This window comes from Acinetobacter sp. RG5 (assembly GCF_031844265.1).
GTDB lineage: Bacteria > Pseudomonadota > Gammaproteobacteria > Pseudomonadales > Moraxellaceae > Acinetobacter.
On sequence record NZ_JAUZUV010000011.1, the window covers coordinates 1 to 15,503 of the forward strand.

The following is a 15,503-nucleotide window of genomic DNA, read 5'->3' on the forward strand; positions in this document are numbered from 1 at the left end:
GTTCGATTCACATTGCTTTCAGCGATATGGTAATTTGCCGCCAATTCCAGTTGAGTGCTGTAGTTCCGTAAGTAATTGAGCGTTAATAATAACTGATCCTCTAAATCTAAAGTATGAGGACGACCTGATTTCTTTTTGAGTGATTCTGCTTTTTCTAAAACATCTACCATTTCGGTAAAAACTGGTCGAGGTACGCCAACCAGGCGTTTAAATTCAGAATCTGAAAAACGGTTTAATTTCTGATATCTCATGAAATCTATATTGAGGTGGTTTTTACTTTCGCAAGAGGTCTAATATAGACACTTTAAATGGGTTCTAACATCTCTATTTTATTTTATATAAATCATATTTTTATAGTCAAATAAAAAGCCTAACTTAGCTGAATCGGGCTTTTTTAATAATTTACCAAGTTTCACGCCTGTTATTTGAGCAAAGTTCCACGATTTTGTTCAATTTTCATAAACATTATCCTATTTTTCATAATTCATTATTACATCTAATAGAACCGAAATTGGTACATAAAAAATAGGGGAGTTGGTAATCATAAAGAAAGAAAAATAACATTCTATATGTCGCAAATGACAAATAATGAATCGTCTAACAGAATTCAACCTTTAAAATTACAATCCTATTTTTTTGGCAGAGTTGCTTTAAAAAAGCATACATATTGCAAGTTAATTTAATTTTTATTGAAGTTCATCACATAAATATTTAAAAATATTTTCTTTATAAATCAAATGTATTTGAGGCTTTAAAAAAAACGCTGCACAATGAAATCAAAATATTTTGGCATAAATCTAAGATTGAGATTTATGCAGTTGTGCATTTCCGGGGGAAAAGATGTTCACGGCAGAATTGTTGGACGAAGCAAAAAAATTCATGCATCACATGCTGACTAAGGTGGTGGAATATGGCGGTTCAGATTTATTTATTACGGCTGATTTTCCACCTAGTATTAAACATCAGGGCTTAATGAAACCTTTTGGACAGCAGGAACTCACGGCTGAAAAAACCAAGCTGTTTGCCTACAGCTTGATGAATGATAAACAGCGTAAAGAATTTGAAACTGAACTCGAGTGCAATTTTGCCATCACCGTGCCAGGTGTTTCCCGTTTTCGGGTAAATGTGTTTGTACAACAACTCAATGTCGGTATGGTGATTCGTACCATTACTGCAGAAATTCCAAATTTCCAGAAGCTGAAATTACCGGAATCGCTGAAACATGTGATTATGGGAAAACGTGGACTGGTACTGGTGGTCGGTGGAACCGGTTCGGGTAAATCAACTTCACTCGCTGCAATGATTGACTACCGTAATGAAAATTCGGCCGGGCATATCATTACTGTGGAAGATCCGGTGGAATATGTGCATAAACATAAAAAATCCATGATTACCCATCGTGAAGTCGGCGTGGATTGTCACTCTTGGCACAACGCGCTGAAAAATACCTTGCGTCAGGCACCAGATGTGATTCTGATCGGGGAAATTCGCGATACTGAAACTATGGAACATGCGATTGCCTTTGCGGAAACTGGTCATTTGTGTTTGGGAACACTGCACTCCAACAATGCCAATCAGACTTTGGACCGAATTATTAACTTCTTTCCGGAAGAACGCCGGAATCAGTTATTAATGGATTTGTCATCCAATATGAAGGCAATTATTTCACAGCGTCTGATTCGTACTCAAGATGGTAAAGGCCGTCGTGCAGCGATTGAAATCATGTTAAATACGCCACTGATGTCTGACCTGATTTTGAAAGGTGAATTCCACGAATTGAAAGCGATTATGGCGAAATCGCGTGAACTGGGCATGCAGACCTTTGACCAGGCCTTATTTGACCTGTATAACCAGGGTGAAATTTCTTATGAAGAAGCCTTGCGCAATGCCGATTCGACCAATGAACTGCGCTTACAAATCAAGCTGAAAAGTAACCGACAGGACACTACCGTAGCCACAGAGGCAACCCAATTCACCATGATGCAAGAGCCAAAAGCGGAAGAGAAACAAGCAGAGAATACTTCGGTGTCAGAATAAATATTTGCTCAAAAAATCACAGGCAGAATTTTCTGCCTGTTTTTTTATTGATCTTATTTATTATTCGATTCAATCCATAAAACTAGACGGTTTTACGTTGCACCACCAGCTTAAAATAAACAATACTGCTTAAGATTAAAATACCGCATAGCATAAAAGCAAACTGATAACTGTAAGCTGCAATGATGGCACCAATCAGTAGTGAACCGATGGCAATACCCAGGTCATAAAACGTATAAAAAGTTGAAGTTGCATAGCCAATTCGATGCTTGGGCGCACATTGAATCGCCAAAGTTTGAATACACGGCTGCACACTACCAAAGCCCACGCCAACCATGACTGCAGCTAGCATAAATCCCCATAAACTCTGGATCTGGCTCAGTAAAAATAAACCCGAACTAAAAGCCAGCAATGCCGGATAAATCACATATTGCGGGCCTTTACGATCATAAATCTTTCCGGTGATCGGCCGTAAGCTCATCATGGAAATCGCAAAAACCACAAAGAATAAACCTGCATAGGCCATTAAATCCTTGCTGGCTGCGAAGGGTGCGATAAAAGACATGATGCTCGCATAAGAAAAAGAAATCAGCATGGCCAATACTGCGACAGGCAGCACTTTCTTTTCCACAAAATCTGTCAGCTCAAGCGAGGTTTTCTTATTGGTATTTTTGATGATTTTTTCAGGTTCTTTGACCGGAATCAAAAAACAGAAGGCAAATCCGATAAAAACCAAGACGATCAATAGCATACTGACCTGAAAATAAGACCAGTATTCCATCAGGCTTAGACCTATTAACGGACCTAAGACAATCCCCAGATTAACCGACATGACAAAATAGCCCATGCCTTCACCTTTACGCTGCTCCGGAATAAACTGGTTCACAACAGGCACGCAAACTGTAGTCAAGATACTGAACCAGATGCCGTGTAAGAAACGGATGATAAACAGAATCGTGAGCTGATCTGCCAACAGATAAGTAAGTGAAAATAAGCTAAAGAACACTTCAGAAATAATCAGGGTTTTACGCACCCCGAATTTTTCGATAATTAAACCGCTAAAAGGTCGCACTGCAATGGCAGACACCATAAACAAGGTCATAGCCAGACCTGCCTGAGTCAGGTTGCCGCCTAATTCTTTTAAGATGTATATTGGCAAAATTGTGGTTTGCGCAAAATAGAAAATAAATAAAAATAGGTTGTTGGCCAGACAAAGGATAAATGACTTGGTCCATAGTGGCGCTGCAATGGCATTCATGATTTTCCTAAAATGATATGCTGTGAGACGCTGGGCTCAGCATGGGAAATTATTGTTATAAATAAGCGCGACCTATTCAGGAGCGAAGCAGATATGAGCAAGACTTTAGGGAAAATAAGTGAAAAATACAATGATATTTCATGATAAATACATGAAATTTAATTTGAACTGGAAAATGCAACGACGGATCTACAATAAAAAATCAGCCCGGAGGCTGATTTTTTTTCAAGTTAAAATGGCTTATAGGCCAGCTTCATATTCTGTATTGGAAAGCAGCTTTTCGACATCTGCTATATTGTCTGGCTTGATTTTATAGATCCAGCCTTTGCCGTATGGGTCATCATTAATAAAATCAGGATCATCTTCAAGATCAGGATTGATTTCAACCACTACGCCAGACACCGGTGCATGAATATCGGAAGCTGTTTTAACTGATTCAACCACGCCAGCTTGTTCGCCCGCAGTGATATGTGAATCAAGATCTGGTGCTTCTACATAGACTAAATCGCCTAACGCATCCTGTGCATGGTCGGAAATACCGGTCACAACAAGATCACCCTCAATGCGCACCCATTCATGTGTACTTGCGTACTTTAATTCTGCAGGATGATTCATTGATAACTCCTTAAAAATCTTAAGATCATTTTTGACATGTTTTATACATTCTTTTTAAGCAAAACAAAAGGCTTATACTTCCTTATAAATAAGGATCTTTGCGCCAGTTGCTCGGGCTGCGACCACTCCAGCGTTTAAATGCCCTGCTAAAATTGGCGACATCACTATAACCCAGTTCATCGGCAATCTGTTCCAGAGTGAAATCTGTCCGGGATAATAACGAGGTGGCATGCCGGTAACGCACTTCATCGACGAGTGTAGAAAAGGAGGTACCTTCGGCGGCGAGTTGACGTTTTAAGGTGCGGTCAGACATGTGCAAGCGATCCGCCACATTTTCAATACTCAGATAATGCTGCTCGGCATGGGTCAAGATATCTCGGACACGCATGGCTATCCGGTGCCGTTCACCCAGGGCAGAAAGTTCTGCTTCACATTGGTTAATCGCAATCTGGCTGGCAATTGGGTCGGCATGTACCAGCTTGTTCATTAGGTAGCTTTTATCAAAGCTCAGAATTAAATGCGGCTGTTCAAAGCGGAACTGATGGGTAGGGAACTTCGCCATAAAGCGTTCGAAACCTTCCGGCTTCTTAAAATCGAAGTCGATTTCTCCCGTTGCATCGTTAACGCCTGTAATGGCTTTGGCCATACTGATCAGACCAATCATCAAGGCAATGGAAATTTCGGTGCGCAGCGGTTCAAGCTGAATATCGGTTTGCAGCTGTACCGTGGCTTTAGCACCAAAAGTCGAGAAAAACAGTTGCAGGAAGGGTAAACGAAGTTGAATAAATCGATTCGCCAGTACCAGCGCATCGGTAATATTATTCGCCGTCATAATGGCATAGCCAATAAAGCCATGAATCGAGATCCGCATCTGTGTGCCGAGATGATAGCCCAAGGTCGGTTCGCCGGTCAGTTTCAGGGCATATTTCACCAGTTCGTTGGCGACAGGGGTTGGAATACGAAAATCAGGATCTGCCAACTGTTCACTGGTCAGGCCAAAAGGTTGGAAAAGCGACTCATTATTATAACCCCAGCGGGAAATGACATCGAGAAGCAGGAGACCGTAAACACCTGGAATTCCTTGGTCTTGGCGTGGAGCAATTGTTTTCATGCGCGATCCGTTGCACTCATTCAAATTTTTTTATTTATAAATAGATATTGGCATGAAGCCGCCAAATTTTTCATTAAAATTGTTGGACAAAATTTTGGCGATTGTGACTCTGCCACTGGCAGATTAGCCTGAATTCAGCATTAAAATCAATTTAAACCACATAATTTTATTGATGAAATTAAAATTATTTTATTGAATAAGTCGCATCCCAGCATCTGTTTGCTCAGGACAGGACGATTGGTCTAGTTTTATTAATCATTGAACAGGACTTCTTCAGAGAGCTTTCAGAACTAGAGAGAGATGTCATTTCATAAGATACCAGATAGATGGCAACTTGCTGTTCATCTGTAGAGAAAATTTTACAAAGAAAGGTCTGGGCAAAGTTTTCCTTTTTCCAGACCTGTTCAATATTAAGGACGAGCAAATCATTAGAAGTTTTGAAATCTTCTAGAGATCATATTATTCATGATCTTTTGATGCTTTGACCTGTTGCTGAATCAGCATGCCACCAGTTTGACGCTGCCAAAGTTGGGCATAGATGCCATTTAATGCCACCAGTTCATCATGCGTGCCTTGCTCGGCGATTCGACCTTGATCCAGTACAATCAGACGATCCATCTGGGCAATGGTAGACAGGCGATGCGCAATTGCAATCACGGTTTTACCTTGCATCAAGTCGTCCAGACTGTTCTGAATGGCGGCTTCGACTTCAGAATCCAGCGCACTGGTCGCTTCATCCAGAATCAGAATCGGCGCATCTTTCAGGAATACACGTGCAATTGCAATTCGCTGACGCTGTCCGCCGGAAAGTTTCACGCCACGTTCACCGACATAGGCTTCATAGCCTTTTTTGCCACGCAAATCCGTCAGATTAGGAATAAATTCTTCTGCTTTGGCTTTACGCACAGCTTCAAACATTTCTTCATCAGTCGCATCTGGACGACCATATTTAATGTTTTCCGCGACAGTGCGATGTAGCAGTGAAGTATCTTGAGTCACTAATGCAATATTCTTGCGCAAACTGTCCTGAGTCACATCGTCAATATCCTGACCATCAATCAAGATACGACCCTGGTTAATATGATAAAAATGCAGCAACAGTTGAATCAGGGTAGATTTCCCTGCACCTGAACGGCCGACAATACCAATTTTTTCACCTGGGCGAATGGTCAGATTAAACTGATCAATCACGTTTTTATCATTATAGGCAAAGCTGACATTTTCGAATTTAATTTCACCGTGATTGAGCTGTAGCTCTTTGGCACCCGGTTTATCTTCAATGGCAATTTTGCGGCCTAAAGTTTTCATACCATCCTGAATGGTACCGACATTTTCAAACAGGGCAGAGGTCTGCCACATCATAAATTCGGCAATACTGTTCAGTTTCAGTACCATTGCCGTAGTTGCGGCAATAATGCCTAGCTCGGCTTGACCTTCCATCCACAGCCAGATCGCGGTACCCAGTACGCCGCCATATAACACTACACTCAGCAGTAAAATACTGATTTCGTATTGAGCACCCAGACGCATCTGTTTATATACCGTTACCATAAATTCCTGCATTGAGGTCTTGGCATACTGACTTTCACGGCCGGCATGAGCAAACAGCTTCACGGTCTGAATATTGGTATAGGCATCCGTAATACGCCCGGTCATGACGGCACGGGCATCCGCTTGAGCATTGGAAATTTTGCTCAAACGTGGAATGAAATAACACGCTGCACAGATAAACAAGGCTAGCCAGACCATCAATGGAATGATCAGCAAGGGTGAAATTGCACCTAAGACAATATTAATCGTGATGAAATAAATCAGCACATACGCCAGCATGTCACCCAGAATGACCCAGAATTCGCGTACTGCCAGAGCCGTTTGCATGACTTTGGCAGATAATCGTCCGGCAAAATCATTGTGGAAAAAATCCAGGCTCTGTTTCATCAGCAGATTATGAAAGCGCCAGCGTAAACGCATCGGGAAATTGCTATACAAAATCTGATGCTTAATTAGGGATTGGGCGCTAGCGAAAAAAATATTGGCCAGAAGAACAATACTCAGTAAGGTTAAATTGCTAGCATGCTGTTCCAGAAAAGTATCGGGCTGGCTTTTACTGAGCCAGTTCACCAGCTCACCAATTTTTGAATACAGAAAAGCTTCGAAGCTGGCAGCACCGGCAGTACACAGTACCAGAATCAGCAAATAACGGCGGACTCCATAGGCTGCCTGCCAGACAAATGGAAAAAACTTGGTCGGTAAAGGTTGGTTCAGATTTTTGGTGGGATAGGGGTCAACCAGTCTTTCAAGCCATCGAAACATTATCGTACTCTTATCATGCATTTTGCTTTTCGGGAATTATAAAGGATTCTGTTTTTTTAAGCCCGTAATTGGGTGAAATTGCCACAAAATGATTCACTCAATTAAAACTTGGATTATAAAAATTAAACTAAAGCCAGATTTATGCCAGTCAGGTTTTAAATAGATGAGGAAATAAAAAAGCCTGAAATGCAGCAGCACCTCAGGCTTGAGATTGGATGACTTGTGTTTAAGTAATAATAGAAGACGGTTGAGTAAATGCTTCCTTTAAATCAAGACCTGAAGGCGCTTGATACACTTTTAAACCAAATTCCGGAATAATCGCCAGCAGATGATCCATGATATCCGACTGGATATTTTCATACTCGACCCAGGCGGTGGTATTGGTGAAGGCATAAATCTCTAACGGTAAACCTTCACTGGTCGGCTGCAATTGGCGCACCATCAGGGAATGATTTTTACTAATGCCCGAATGCTGTTGCAGATAAAATTCTACATAGGCACGGAAAGTTCCCAGATTGGTGAGACGGCGCTGGTTATATTGCGAATGATGGCTCAGTTGCAGATTAAATTGTTCCAGTTCCTCTGATTTGGTATTCAGATATTGATCCAGCAAAATAAAATTTTTCAGCTTATTCTGTTCTTCAGCCGACATAAAATGTACGCTGCTTTGATCAATATGAATCGAGCGCTTGATCCGGCGCGCACCGGCTTCCTGCATACCACGCCAGTTTTTAAAGGTATCCGTCACCAGTTTATTGGTCGGAATCGTGGTCACTGTTTTATCAAAGTTCTGTACCGTAATGGTATGTAATGACATATCAATGACATCGCCATCCGCGTTCAGCGAGGGCATTTCGATCCAGTCGCCAATACGCACCATGTCATAGGATGAAATCTGAACCGACGCCACCAGCGACAAAATGGTATTTTGAAAGACCAGCATCAACACCGCGGCCATGGCACCGAAGCCAGCCAGCAAGGTAAAGACATCCTTTTTCAGGAAAGTGCCGAGAATCATCAGGCCACAGACAATAAAGATAATCAGCTTGACCAGCTGCAAATAACCTTTAATCGGTTTGTTACGTGACTTGGGATTACGCTGATAGACCAGGTTAAAAATATTCAGTAATTCACCAAGAGCTAAGGCAATCGTCAGGAAAATAAAAGCCTGTGCCCCCATTTGCACAAAGGACTCAACCTTGTCAGATAAATGCGGTACCGTGGTAATCCCGTTCATGATCACCACTGCCGGAACAATATTGGCAATCCGGCGAATCACGCTATGCTCAGCAAAAATCTGATTATTGGCAAAAGGCATTCTGGAAATCAGTTGACGAATTCCGCGTACCACAATCTGTTTGGCAAATAGATTGGCAAGAATCGCCAGTAAAATCACAATACTCAGTGAAGATAGCATTTCCAGCCATGGGTACTGATCTGCCCATTCTTGAATATTCCGAATAAAATTAAACTGTTCCAAACGATCTTTCTCTTTAATCAAAAATTTAGGTCAAGTTTATAGTTTTGGATCAGATTTTTTAATATTGAATAACTTTTTAAAACATATCTATTGGTCAAAATCATTCAATAAAAGCGCATAAAAATGAAAAAACCGGCGAATTCGCCGGTTTCTAATCTTCGATATTTCAGTAATGATAACGCGATGCTTACCACATCAAATCATCAGGAATAACATAAGCAGCATATGGATCTTCTTCATCGGTGGTTTCTTCATTTTTCTCTGAATTATTCACAATGATAAAGCCCTGCATTTTCGCATTAATACGATCTGCCAGAGCTTTAGGCAAAAACGCGTAGCTATCATTTTCACGTGCAATCACCAGACTGCCTGCCACCAGTGCATTATAGATTTGCTGGTTTAAATAGACCTTTTTGATTTTGCTGTCATCAATAAACTGATATACCGCATCGCCGTCAGTATCACGGATTTTATGTTGGTTAATCATTTGCATGATTGCGGCTTTCAGCTCTTTTTCCTGCAAAGCTGCTTTTTTCTCTTGCTCAATTGCCTGATCTTTGGCCATTTTTTGCTGTTTGTCTTGTTCAATCTTGGCCTTGATTTCAGCCTCGGTACCGTCACCGGTGCGTTTTTCATGCACAGCCTGTTTAGACAGTTTTTTGGCTTTTTTATTATCGACCAATCCTGCCTTTAACAATTGTGCCTGCAATGCATTTTTAACCATGAGAATGTCCAGATATTAGTCGTGTTGATGTCGATAACGTAAATAAATCACCCAATACGTGAGACTGAGAACCAGACTCAGCACTGCCGGGATCAGGAATGCATTTAATTTTAAATAAGGATATAGCCAGCTGGCAAGAATGCCACCGCTTAAAAAACCGAGCAAAATAAGCAGATGCAAAACCACGCGTCGTGATTCTACCTCCAAACCGCGCAACCGGTAGCCCATCGCTAAGCCGAGGTCAGTCAGTACGCCAGATAAATGCGTGGTGCGAATAATGGCACCTTTATAATGACTGACCATGGCATTTTGCACACCCATGGCAACACAGGCCCATAACAAGGCATAACGCGGGAAATAGGGCAATAATAACCAGCAGATCAAAATAAAAATAGCCACCAGGCTTAAAGGGTAACCATAAAGCTGCCCCAAGCGAAAGTGGCTATTTCCAAGAATCAGTCCGCTATAGGATGAACCAATGACATAGCAGAGTGTGACCAGAAAGAGATACAACATCTGTTCTGGTTGCCAGTTTAGCAGGGCCATGGCCAGCATACTGACATTACCGGTCATATGTGAAACAGACTGGTGAAGTACCGTCACCAGACCCAGGACGTTAATCATGCCGGCATTGACCGCAAGAAAAAACGCCCCTAATTGTACCCAGGTAGGTAAACGCTGTAATGGCATAACAAAATCATTGGCTAAACATATTGATTAATCAATATAAAATCAATTTGATGCGCGGTCTACTGCTGCAGTAAATAAAACATCAGTCGATGAGTTTAGCGCGGTTTCAGTAGAATCCTGCAATACGCTGATGACCATACCAATGGCGACCACTTGCATGGCGATATCCGAAGAAATACCAAACAGGCCACATGCAACTGGAATCAATAGTAATGAACCGCCTGCAACACCTGAAGCGCCACATGCCGAAACGGTTGCCACCACAGAAAGAATGAGCATAGTGCTGAAATCGACGCTAATCCCCAAAGTATTTACAGCCGCCAATGACAATACAGTAATGGTCACAGAAGCACCTGCCATGTTGATCGTAGCACCCAGAGGAATTGCGATACTTGAAGTCGATTCTTTAACACCCAGACGTTTTGCCAGATCCAGATTGACTGGAATGTTGGCTGCTGAACTACGGGTAAAGAAAGCGGTAATGCCACTTTCGCGCAAACAGGTGAATACCAGTGGATACGGGTTGTTGCGTGTCATTAAGGCAACCAGAAGCGGATTAATTACCAGTGCAACGAAAACCATCGTTCCGAGCAACACAGCAAGTAAATGTACGTAACTGGTCATCGTATCCAGACCAGATTCAGCAAAAGTCACTGCAACCAGACCAAAAATACCCAAAGGTGCAAAGCTGATCACTAAACGAATCACATAGTTCACTGCAAAGGCTGCATCATTCAAAAGCGTCTTGGTGCTATCCGATGCATGACGGAAAGCGATGCCTAATGCCACTGACCAAGCCAGGATGCCAATAAAGTTTGCTTCAGCAATTGCAACAACCGGGTTGGCGACAAAGCTGAGCAGCAAATTCTTCAGGATTTCTACCAAACTGCCAGGAGGCTGCAAGTCAGCCTGTGCAGCAATATCCAGGAACAGCGTACTTGGAAATAAGATGCTCGACACCACAGCGCTCAGTGCAGCAAGGAACATACCGACCGCATACATCAGCATAATCGGCTTGATGGCGGCGTTAGATTGGCCCACTTTAAAATTCGCGATAGAAGCTAAAACTAAAATGAAAACCAGAATCGGTGCAACAGACTTCAAGGCTTTAATAAACAGGTCGCCCAATAGGCTTAATGAGGGAGTAGCTTCGGGAAATACCACAGCCACACCCACACCTAAAATAATGGCGATGATGATTCGAGAGACTAAGCTCATGCGCATAAGGGCAGAAAACATAAGGTTGCCTTGTGAAAATTACGAGGGCTAAATTTGGGAAAAAGTTGCGCTATTTTATACTTAATTTAAACAAGGCTTAAAATATATTTTCATATTAAAACCAAGATATTGATATTATTGATATATTCTAAAATTAACGGGTTTAAAACATTGCTTATATTGAAGAAAAACTTCTTAAAATGATGAATAAATCAGCATATTTAAAATTGTATTCATGAAATAAATATCAAAGTTAAATAGATAAATTCAAATTATATTTGAAAATTCAAAAAATATTGGAGCTATGACCGGTTTGAATCTCCGGCCATAAGTTCCAGTATCTGCTGTCTTAAATCATATAATCTTTATGCTGCTCAAAGATCTCTGGCGCCAGGTCCTGAATCGCCTGAAAATGGGTCAGATAAATGCGCCCGCTCAAATGCGTCATCAATTTAGAAGCTTGCAGCTTGTCCATGACCGGACCTTTGACTTCGGCAAAATGCAGACGAATATCCAGTTTGGCCAGTTCCGCATTTAAATCTTCCAGCATTTCCAGGGCACTCAGATCAATCGCACTGATGCTGGAACAGTTGATAATCACATGTTGTAGCTGGTCATTCAGGCTGATCTCATTGATCAGATAACCTTTGAAGCTATTGGCATTCAGAAACGTCAGATTCTCATCAATCCGTAGTGACAGCACCCGGTCGGAGGTACTGACCTGATGCCGCTGAATATTACGAAAATGCTGGGTTCCTTCGACCAGACCGACAACTGCAATATGCGGACGGCTGATTCGCCATAACATCAGAACAAAGGTCGACACGATTCCAATAATCAAACCGGTGGAAATATCAATCAGGACCACGCCCAGAAAAGTAATCCACATGGCAAGGCCATCTGCCTTGGAATAGCGCCAGGCATCAAAAAATGGCTGGAAATTAACCAGCTTCCAGATGGAAACAATAATCGTCGCGGCCAGAATGGTCAGCGGTAGATCTTCAAAAAATCCGGTAAAGAACAGGCTCACAAAAATAATCAGAATAGAGGATAAAACACCGGCCATAGGTGATTTGGCACCGGCATCGGCATTCACCACCGTCCGCGACAGGCTGCCCGTTACCGGAAAAGCTGAACTCACGCCTGCACTGATATTGGCCAGACCGAGTGCGATCAGCTCCTGATTACTGTTTAAATGACTGCGTTGCTGTAAGGCTGTCGCTTGAGCAATCGACAAGGATTCCACAAAACTGATCATGGCGATCATGCTGGCACCCGGTAACAAGGTCATCACCAATTCCCAGTTCCAGTGTGGAAAAGACAAGGGTGGAAAACCGGAAGGAATTGCACCGACCGTCTTAATACCCTGAAGCTTTAAATCCAGAAAGACAATCGCTGCAATGCCGAGACATACCAGAATCAGGGGCACTGCACGTACCAGAAAATCTGTAGAGCCGATCCGGCTTTGTACAGCCTGAGATTTTAATAACTTGGGCAAATAGATTAGCAGACCGATAGAGAGCAGGCCGAAAATCAGGCTCGGCACGTGCAGCAACGGGAAATATTGCAGCAAACTGCTGACAAACTCCGGAAGATTATTGGCTTTTAAAGGAAGATCGACCAAAAACTTTAACTGCCCAAACGCAATCAATAAGGCAGAGGCAATAATAAAGCTTTGAATCACGGGATGACTGATCAACTGGATCAGAAAACCAAAACGGAATAATCCCAAAAGCAGGGAAATAATCCCGACCATCAGTGCCAATAAGGTCGCAGCTTCGATATAGACCGGTGAGCCGACTTCAAAAAGTGGATTGAGCGTAGCAAAAGTCATCATGGAAATGATGGCTACCGGGCCAATCGATAAAGTCGAACTCCCACCGAGCAGGGCATAAATGATCATCGGCAGGATGCTCGCATATAAACCCATGATCGGCGGCAATCCTGCCAGCATGGCATAGGCCATCCCTTGAGGCACCAGCATTGCCACCACAATCAGGGCAGCCAGCACATCAGACTTAAATTTGACCGGCGTGTAGTGGCTTAACCATGCCCAGGCAGGCAGTTTATGCAGAAGTTTAGACTTGGAATTTGGCATAAAAAGGTCTAAATCACAAATATAGATATATTATGCACAAATTCTGCTAAGAAGTCTTAGCTGATCTAGCTTCTTGATGATTCATGTTTAAAATGAATCATCTGGGTCAGTCACGTATCATTCGAAAACTTATGATCGTGATCTTAATGATTTAAAACGACATCAATAAGAGTTTAAAGAAATTCATCTTGATGACTGAAAAAAGAAAGATTCTTTATTTAGCTGGATTGCCGCAATACAATCGATAAAGGGTATTTAAGACCACAATCAAATTTTGATCTTTAATTGAATAATAAATCTGTTTGCCATCGCGCCGGGTATCTACCACATCGCTTTTACGCAGCATCATGAGCTGTTGGGAAAGAGTCGGCTGTTTAATCTCAGTTATTTCCTCAATTTCTGAAACATTCAGTTCCGCTTGAGACAGATGACATAAAATAAGAAGACGGTCGGTATTGGCCAGAGATTTTAAAATGCCAACGACCTGTTCTGCTGAATCGCGCATAGTCGTGATTTCAAAATCGGTTTTCATTCAATATGTCCATTATAAAGTTACAGCCCGCTAATTATACGGGTCTTAGCCCGTAATACCTTGCTAAAAACAGTTAAGTTTTATGGTTTTTAATGAATTGAATTATCAATTAAAATTATATTTTAAATATTGATAGATAAGATAAATTTATTGCATAGTGCAGAAAGTATTTTAGTTCACATTCGTGCAATGAAGTGCAAGTTTCATCAAACATCTACAAAGCAAAAAAATGCTTGTATGATGTTTAAGCGACTTGAACCAATAACATCAGGGATATCATCATGAGTACAGATTCAGCTTTTCCAACACCGAATAATTTAGGTATAGCGGTTTATAGTAATAATGCAGACGCGATTGGAAATACACCGCTTGTTCGTATTAATCGTGTGATTTCCGCTCCGGCCACGGTACTTGCGAAAATTGAAAGCCGTAATCCGGCATTCTCAGTCAAGTGTCGTATTGGTGCAGCGTTGATTAATGATGCTGAAAAATCTGGCAAGCTCAAATCCGGTATGCATATTGTCGAGCCAACCAGCGGCAATACCGGTATTGCATTGGCTTTTGTTGCGGCAGCCAAAGGTTATGACATTACTTTGACCATGCCTTCAAGCATGAGTATTGAACGCCGTAAGGTGGTGAAAGCATTGGGTGCCAATCTGGTATTGACTGATCCGGCCAAAGGCATGAAGGGCGCGATTGAAGAAGCACAACGTCTAGTCAATGAAAATCCTGAACTGTACTACCTGCCACAACAGTTTGAAAATCCGGCCAACCCTAAAATTCATGAAGAAACCACGGGCCCAGAAATCTGGGAGGCGACTGCGGGCAATGTCGATATTCTGGTCGCAGGTGTCGGAACGGGTGGAACCATTACTGGTATTTCACGCTACTTTGAAAAGGTAAAAAATAAGCCTTTATATTCAGTGGCGGTGGAACCCGCTGAGTCTGCGATTATTGGTCAGGCCAAACGCGGTGAAGACATTACACCTGGACCACATAAAATTCAGGGGATCGGTGCCAACTTCATTCCGGGCAATCTGGATTTGGACCTCGTTGATGAAGTGATTGCCATTAATAGCGCAGATGCACTCGAGTGGGCACGTAAAACGGCTGCTCAGGAAGGTATCCTGGTCGGTATTTCAAGTGGCGCGTCTATGGCAGCAGCAGCCCAATTGGCGGCTCGCTCTGAAAATGCCGGTAAAAATATTGTGGTGATTTTACCAGACGGTGGTGAACGTTACCTGTCTTCGATCTTGTTTGAAGATATTTCTGCCGAATAACATCGATGCATTCAATATTTTAAATACTGTTAGACAAGCTCGAAGTCATCTTCGAGCTTTTTTATTGGGTGATTTTAAATCGCAGCAGGACGCTACATTTTTTAAAATAGTCAGATGAAGGACTTGACCTTACCATGATGGGAATGT

13 protein-coding genes are annotated in these 15,503 nt (G+C 42.1%); 2 read left to right on the forward strand and 11 right to left on the reverse strand.

Translation table 11 applies throughout. The annotated features are described in order from the left end of the window. On the reverse strand, positions 1-251 hold a 251-nt coding region (locus tag Q9R21_RS10340; protein WP_311204416.1), incomplete at its 3' end, for a transposase family protein. Between the two features lie 589 nt (positions 252-840). On the opposite strand from Q9R21_RS10340, the gene Q9R21_RS10345 reads away from it, so the two are divergent. Beyond that, a complete protein-coding gene (locus Q9R21_RS10345; protein WP_311204417.1) occupies positions 841-2,037 on the forward strand; it encodes a PilT/PilU family type 4a pilus ATPase in 1,197 nt (398 codons plus the stop codon). Between the two features lie 82 nt (positions 2,038-2,119). Here Q9R21_RS10345 and Q9R21_RS10350 read toward each other — a convergent pair whose 3' ends face one another. From Q9R21_RS10350 to Q9R21_RS10395, 10 genes are all read right to left on the reverse strand, one after another. Next, positions 2,120-3,295, reverse strand: coding sequence for an MFS transporter (locus Q9R21_RS10350; RefSeq protein ID WP_311204418.1), 1,176 nt, complete (start codon positions 3,293-3,295; stop codon positions 2,120-2,122). Positions 3,296-3,535: 240 nt separating this feature from the next. Next, positions 3,536-3,910, reverse strand: coding sequence for a glycine cleavage system protein GcvH (gene gcvH / locus Q9R21_RS10355; protein WP_004647068.1), 375 nt, complete (start codon positions 3,908-3,910; stop codon positions 3,536-3,538). 82 nt (positions 3,911-3,992) lie between these two features. Next, the gene (locus Q9R21_RS10360; RefSeq protein ID WP_184412986.1) at positions 3,993-5,021 is read right to left on the reverse strand and encodes an AraC family transcriptional regulator; all 1,029 of its coding nucleotides are present in this window, start codon (positions 5,019-5,021) and stop codon (positions 3,993-3,995) included. Between the two features lie 459 nt (positions 5,022-5,480). Then, on the reverse strand, positions 5,481-7,334 hold the full coding sequence (locus Q9R21_RS10365; protein ID WP_004647067.1) for an ABC transporter ATP-binding protein: 1,854 nt from the start codon (positions 7,332-7,334) through the stop codon (positions 5,481-5,483). Positions 7,335-7,560: 226 nt separating this feature from the next. Then, complete coding sequence (locus tag Q9R21_RS10370) at positions 7,561-8,814, reverse strand: mechanosensitive ion channel family protein (RefSeq protein ID WP_034436448.1); 1,254 nt, start codon at positions 8,812-8,814, stop codon at positions 7,561-7,563. A 187-nt stretch (positions 8,815-9,001) separates the two neighbouring features. Next, positions 9,002-9,538 carry a DUF2058 domain-containing protein gene (locus Q9R21_RS10375; protein ID WP_004731139.1) on the reverse strand — a complete coding sequence of 179 codons (537 nt, stop codon included), beginning with the start codon at positions 9,536-9,538 and terminating at the stop codon, positions 9,002-9,004. 15 nt (positions 9,539-9,553) lie between these two features. Next, positions 9,554-10,228: a YoaK family protein gene (locus Q9R21_RS10380; protein ID WP_004647063.1), complete on the reverse strand. Its 675-nt coding sequence runs from the start codon at positions 10,226-10,228 to the stop codon at positions 9,554-9,556. Positions 10,229-10,270: 42 nt separating this feature from the next. Continuing rightward, positions 10,271-11,467, reverse strand: coding sequence for a serine/threonine transporter SstT (gene sstT / locus Q9R21_RS10385; RefSeq protein ID WP_278357023.1), 1,197 nt, complete (start codon positions 11,465-11,467; stop codon positions 10,271-10,273). A 328-nt stretch (positions 11,468-11,795) separates the two neighbouring features. After that, positions 11,796-13,544 (reverse strand): SulP family inorganic anion transporter, encoded by a 1,749-nt coding sequence (locus Q9R21_RS10390; protein WP_311204419.1) that lies wholly within the window; start codon positions 13,542-13,544, stop codon positions 11,796-11,798. A gap of 214 nt (positions 13,545-13,758) precedes the next feature. Then, complete coding sequence (locus tag Q9R21_RS10395; protein ID WP_004647061.1) at positions 13,759-14,076, reverse strand: helix-turn-helix transcriptional regulator; 318 nt, start codon at positions 14,074-14,076, stop codon at positions 13,759-13,761. Positions 14,077-14,357: 281 nt separating this feature from the next. Here Q9R21_RS10395 and cysK point away from each other — a divergent pair, with 281 nt between their 5' ends. Further along, positions 14,358-15,356, forward strand: coding sequence for a cysteine synthase A (cysK, locus tag Q9R21_RS10400; RefSeq protein WP_311204420.1), 999 nt, complete (start codon positions 14,358-14,360; stop codon positions 15,354-15,356). Positions 15,357-15,503: the final 147 nt, after the last annotated feature.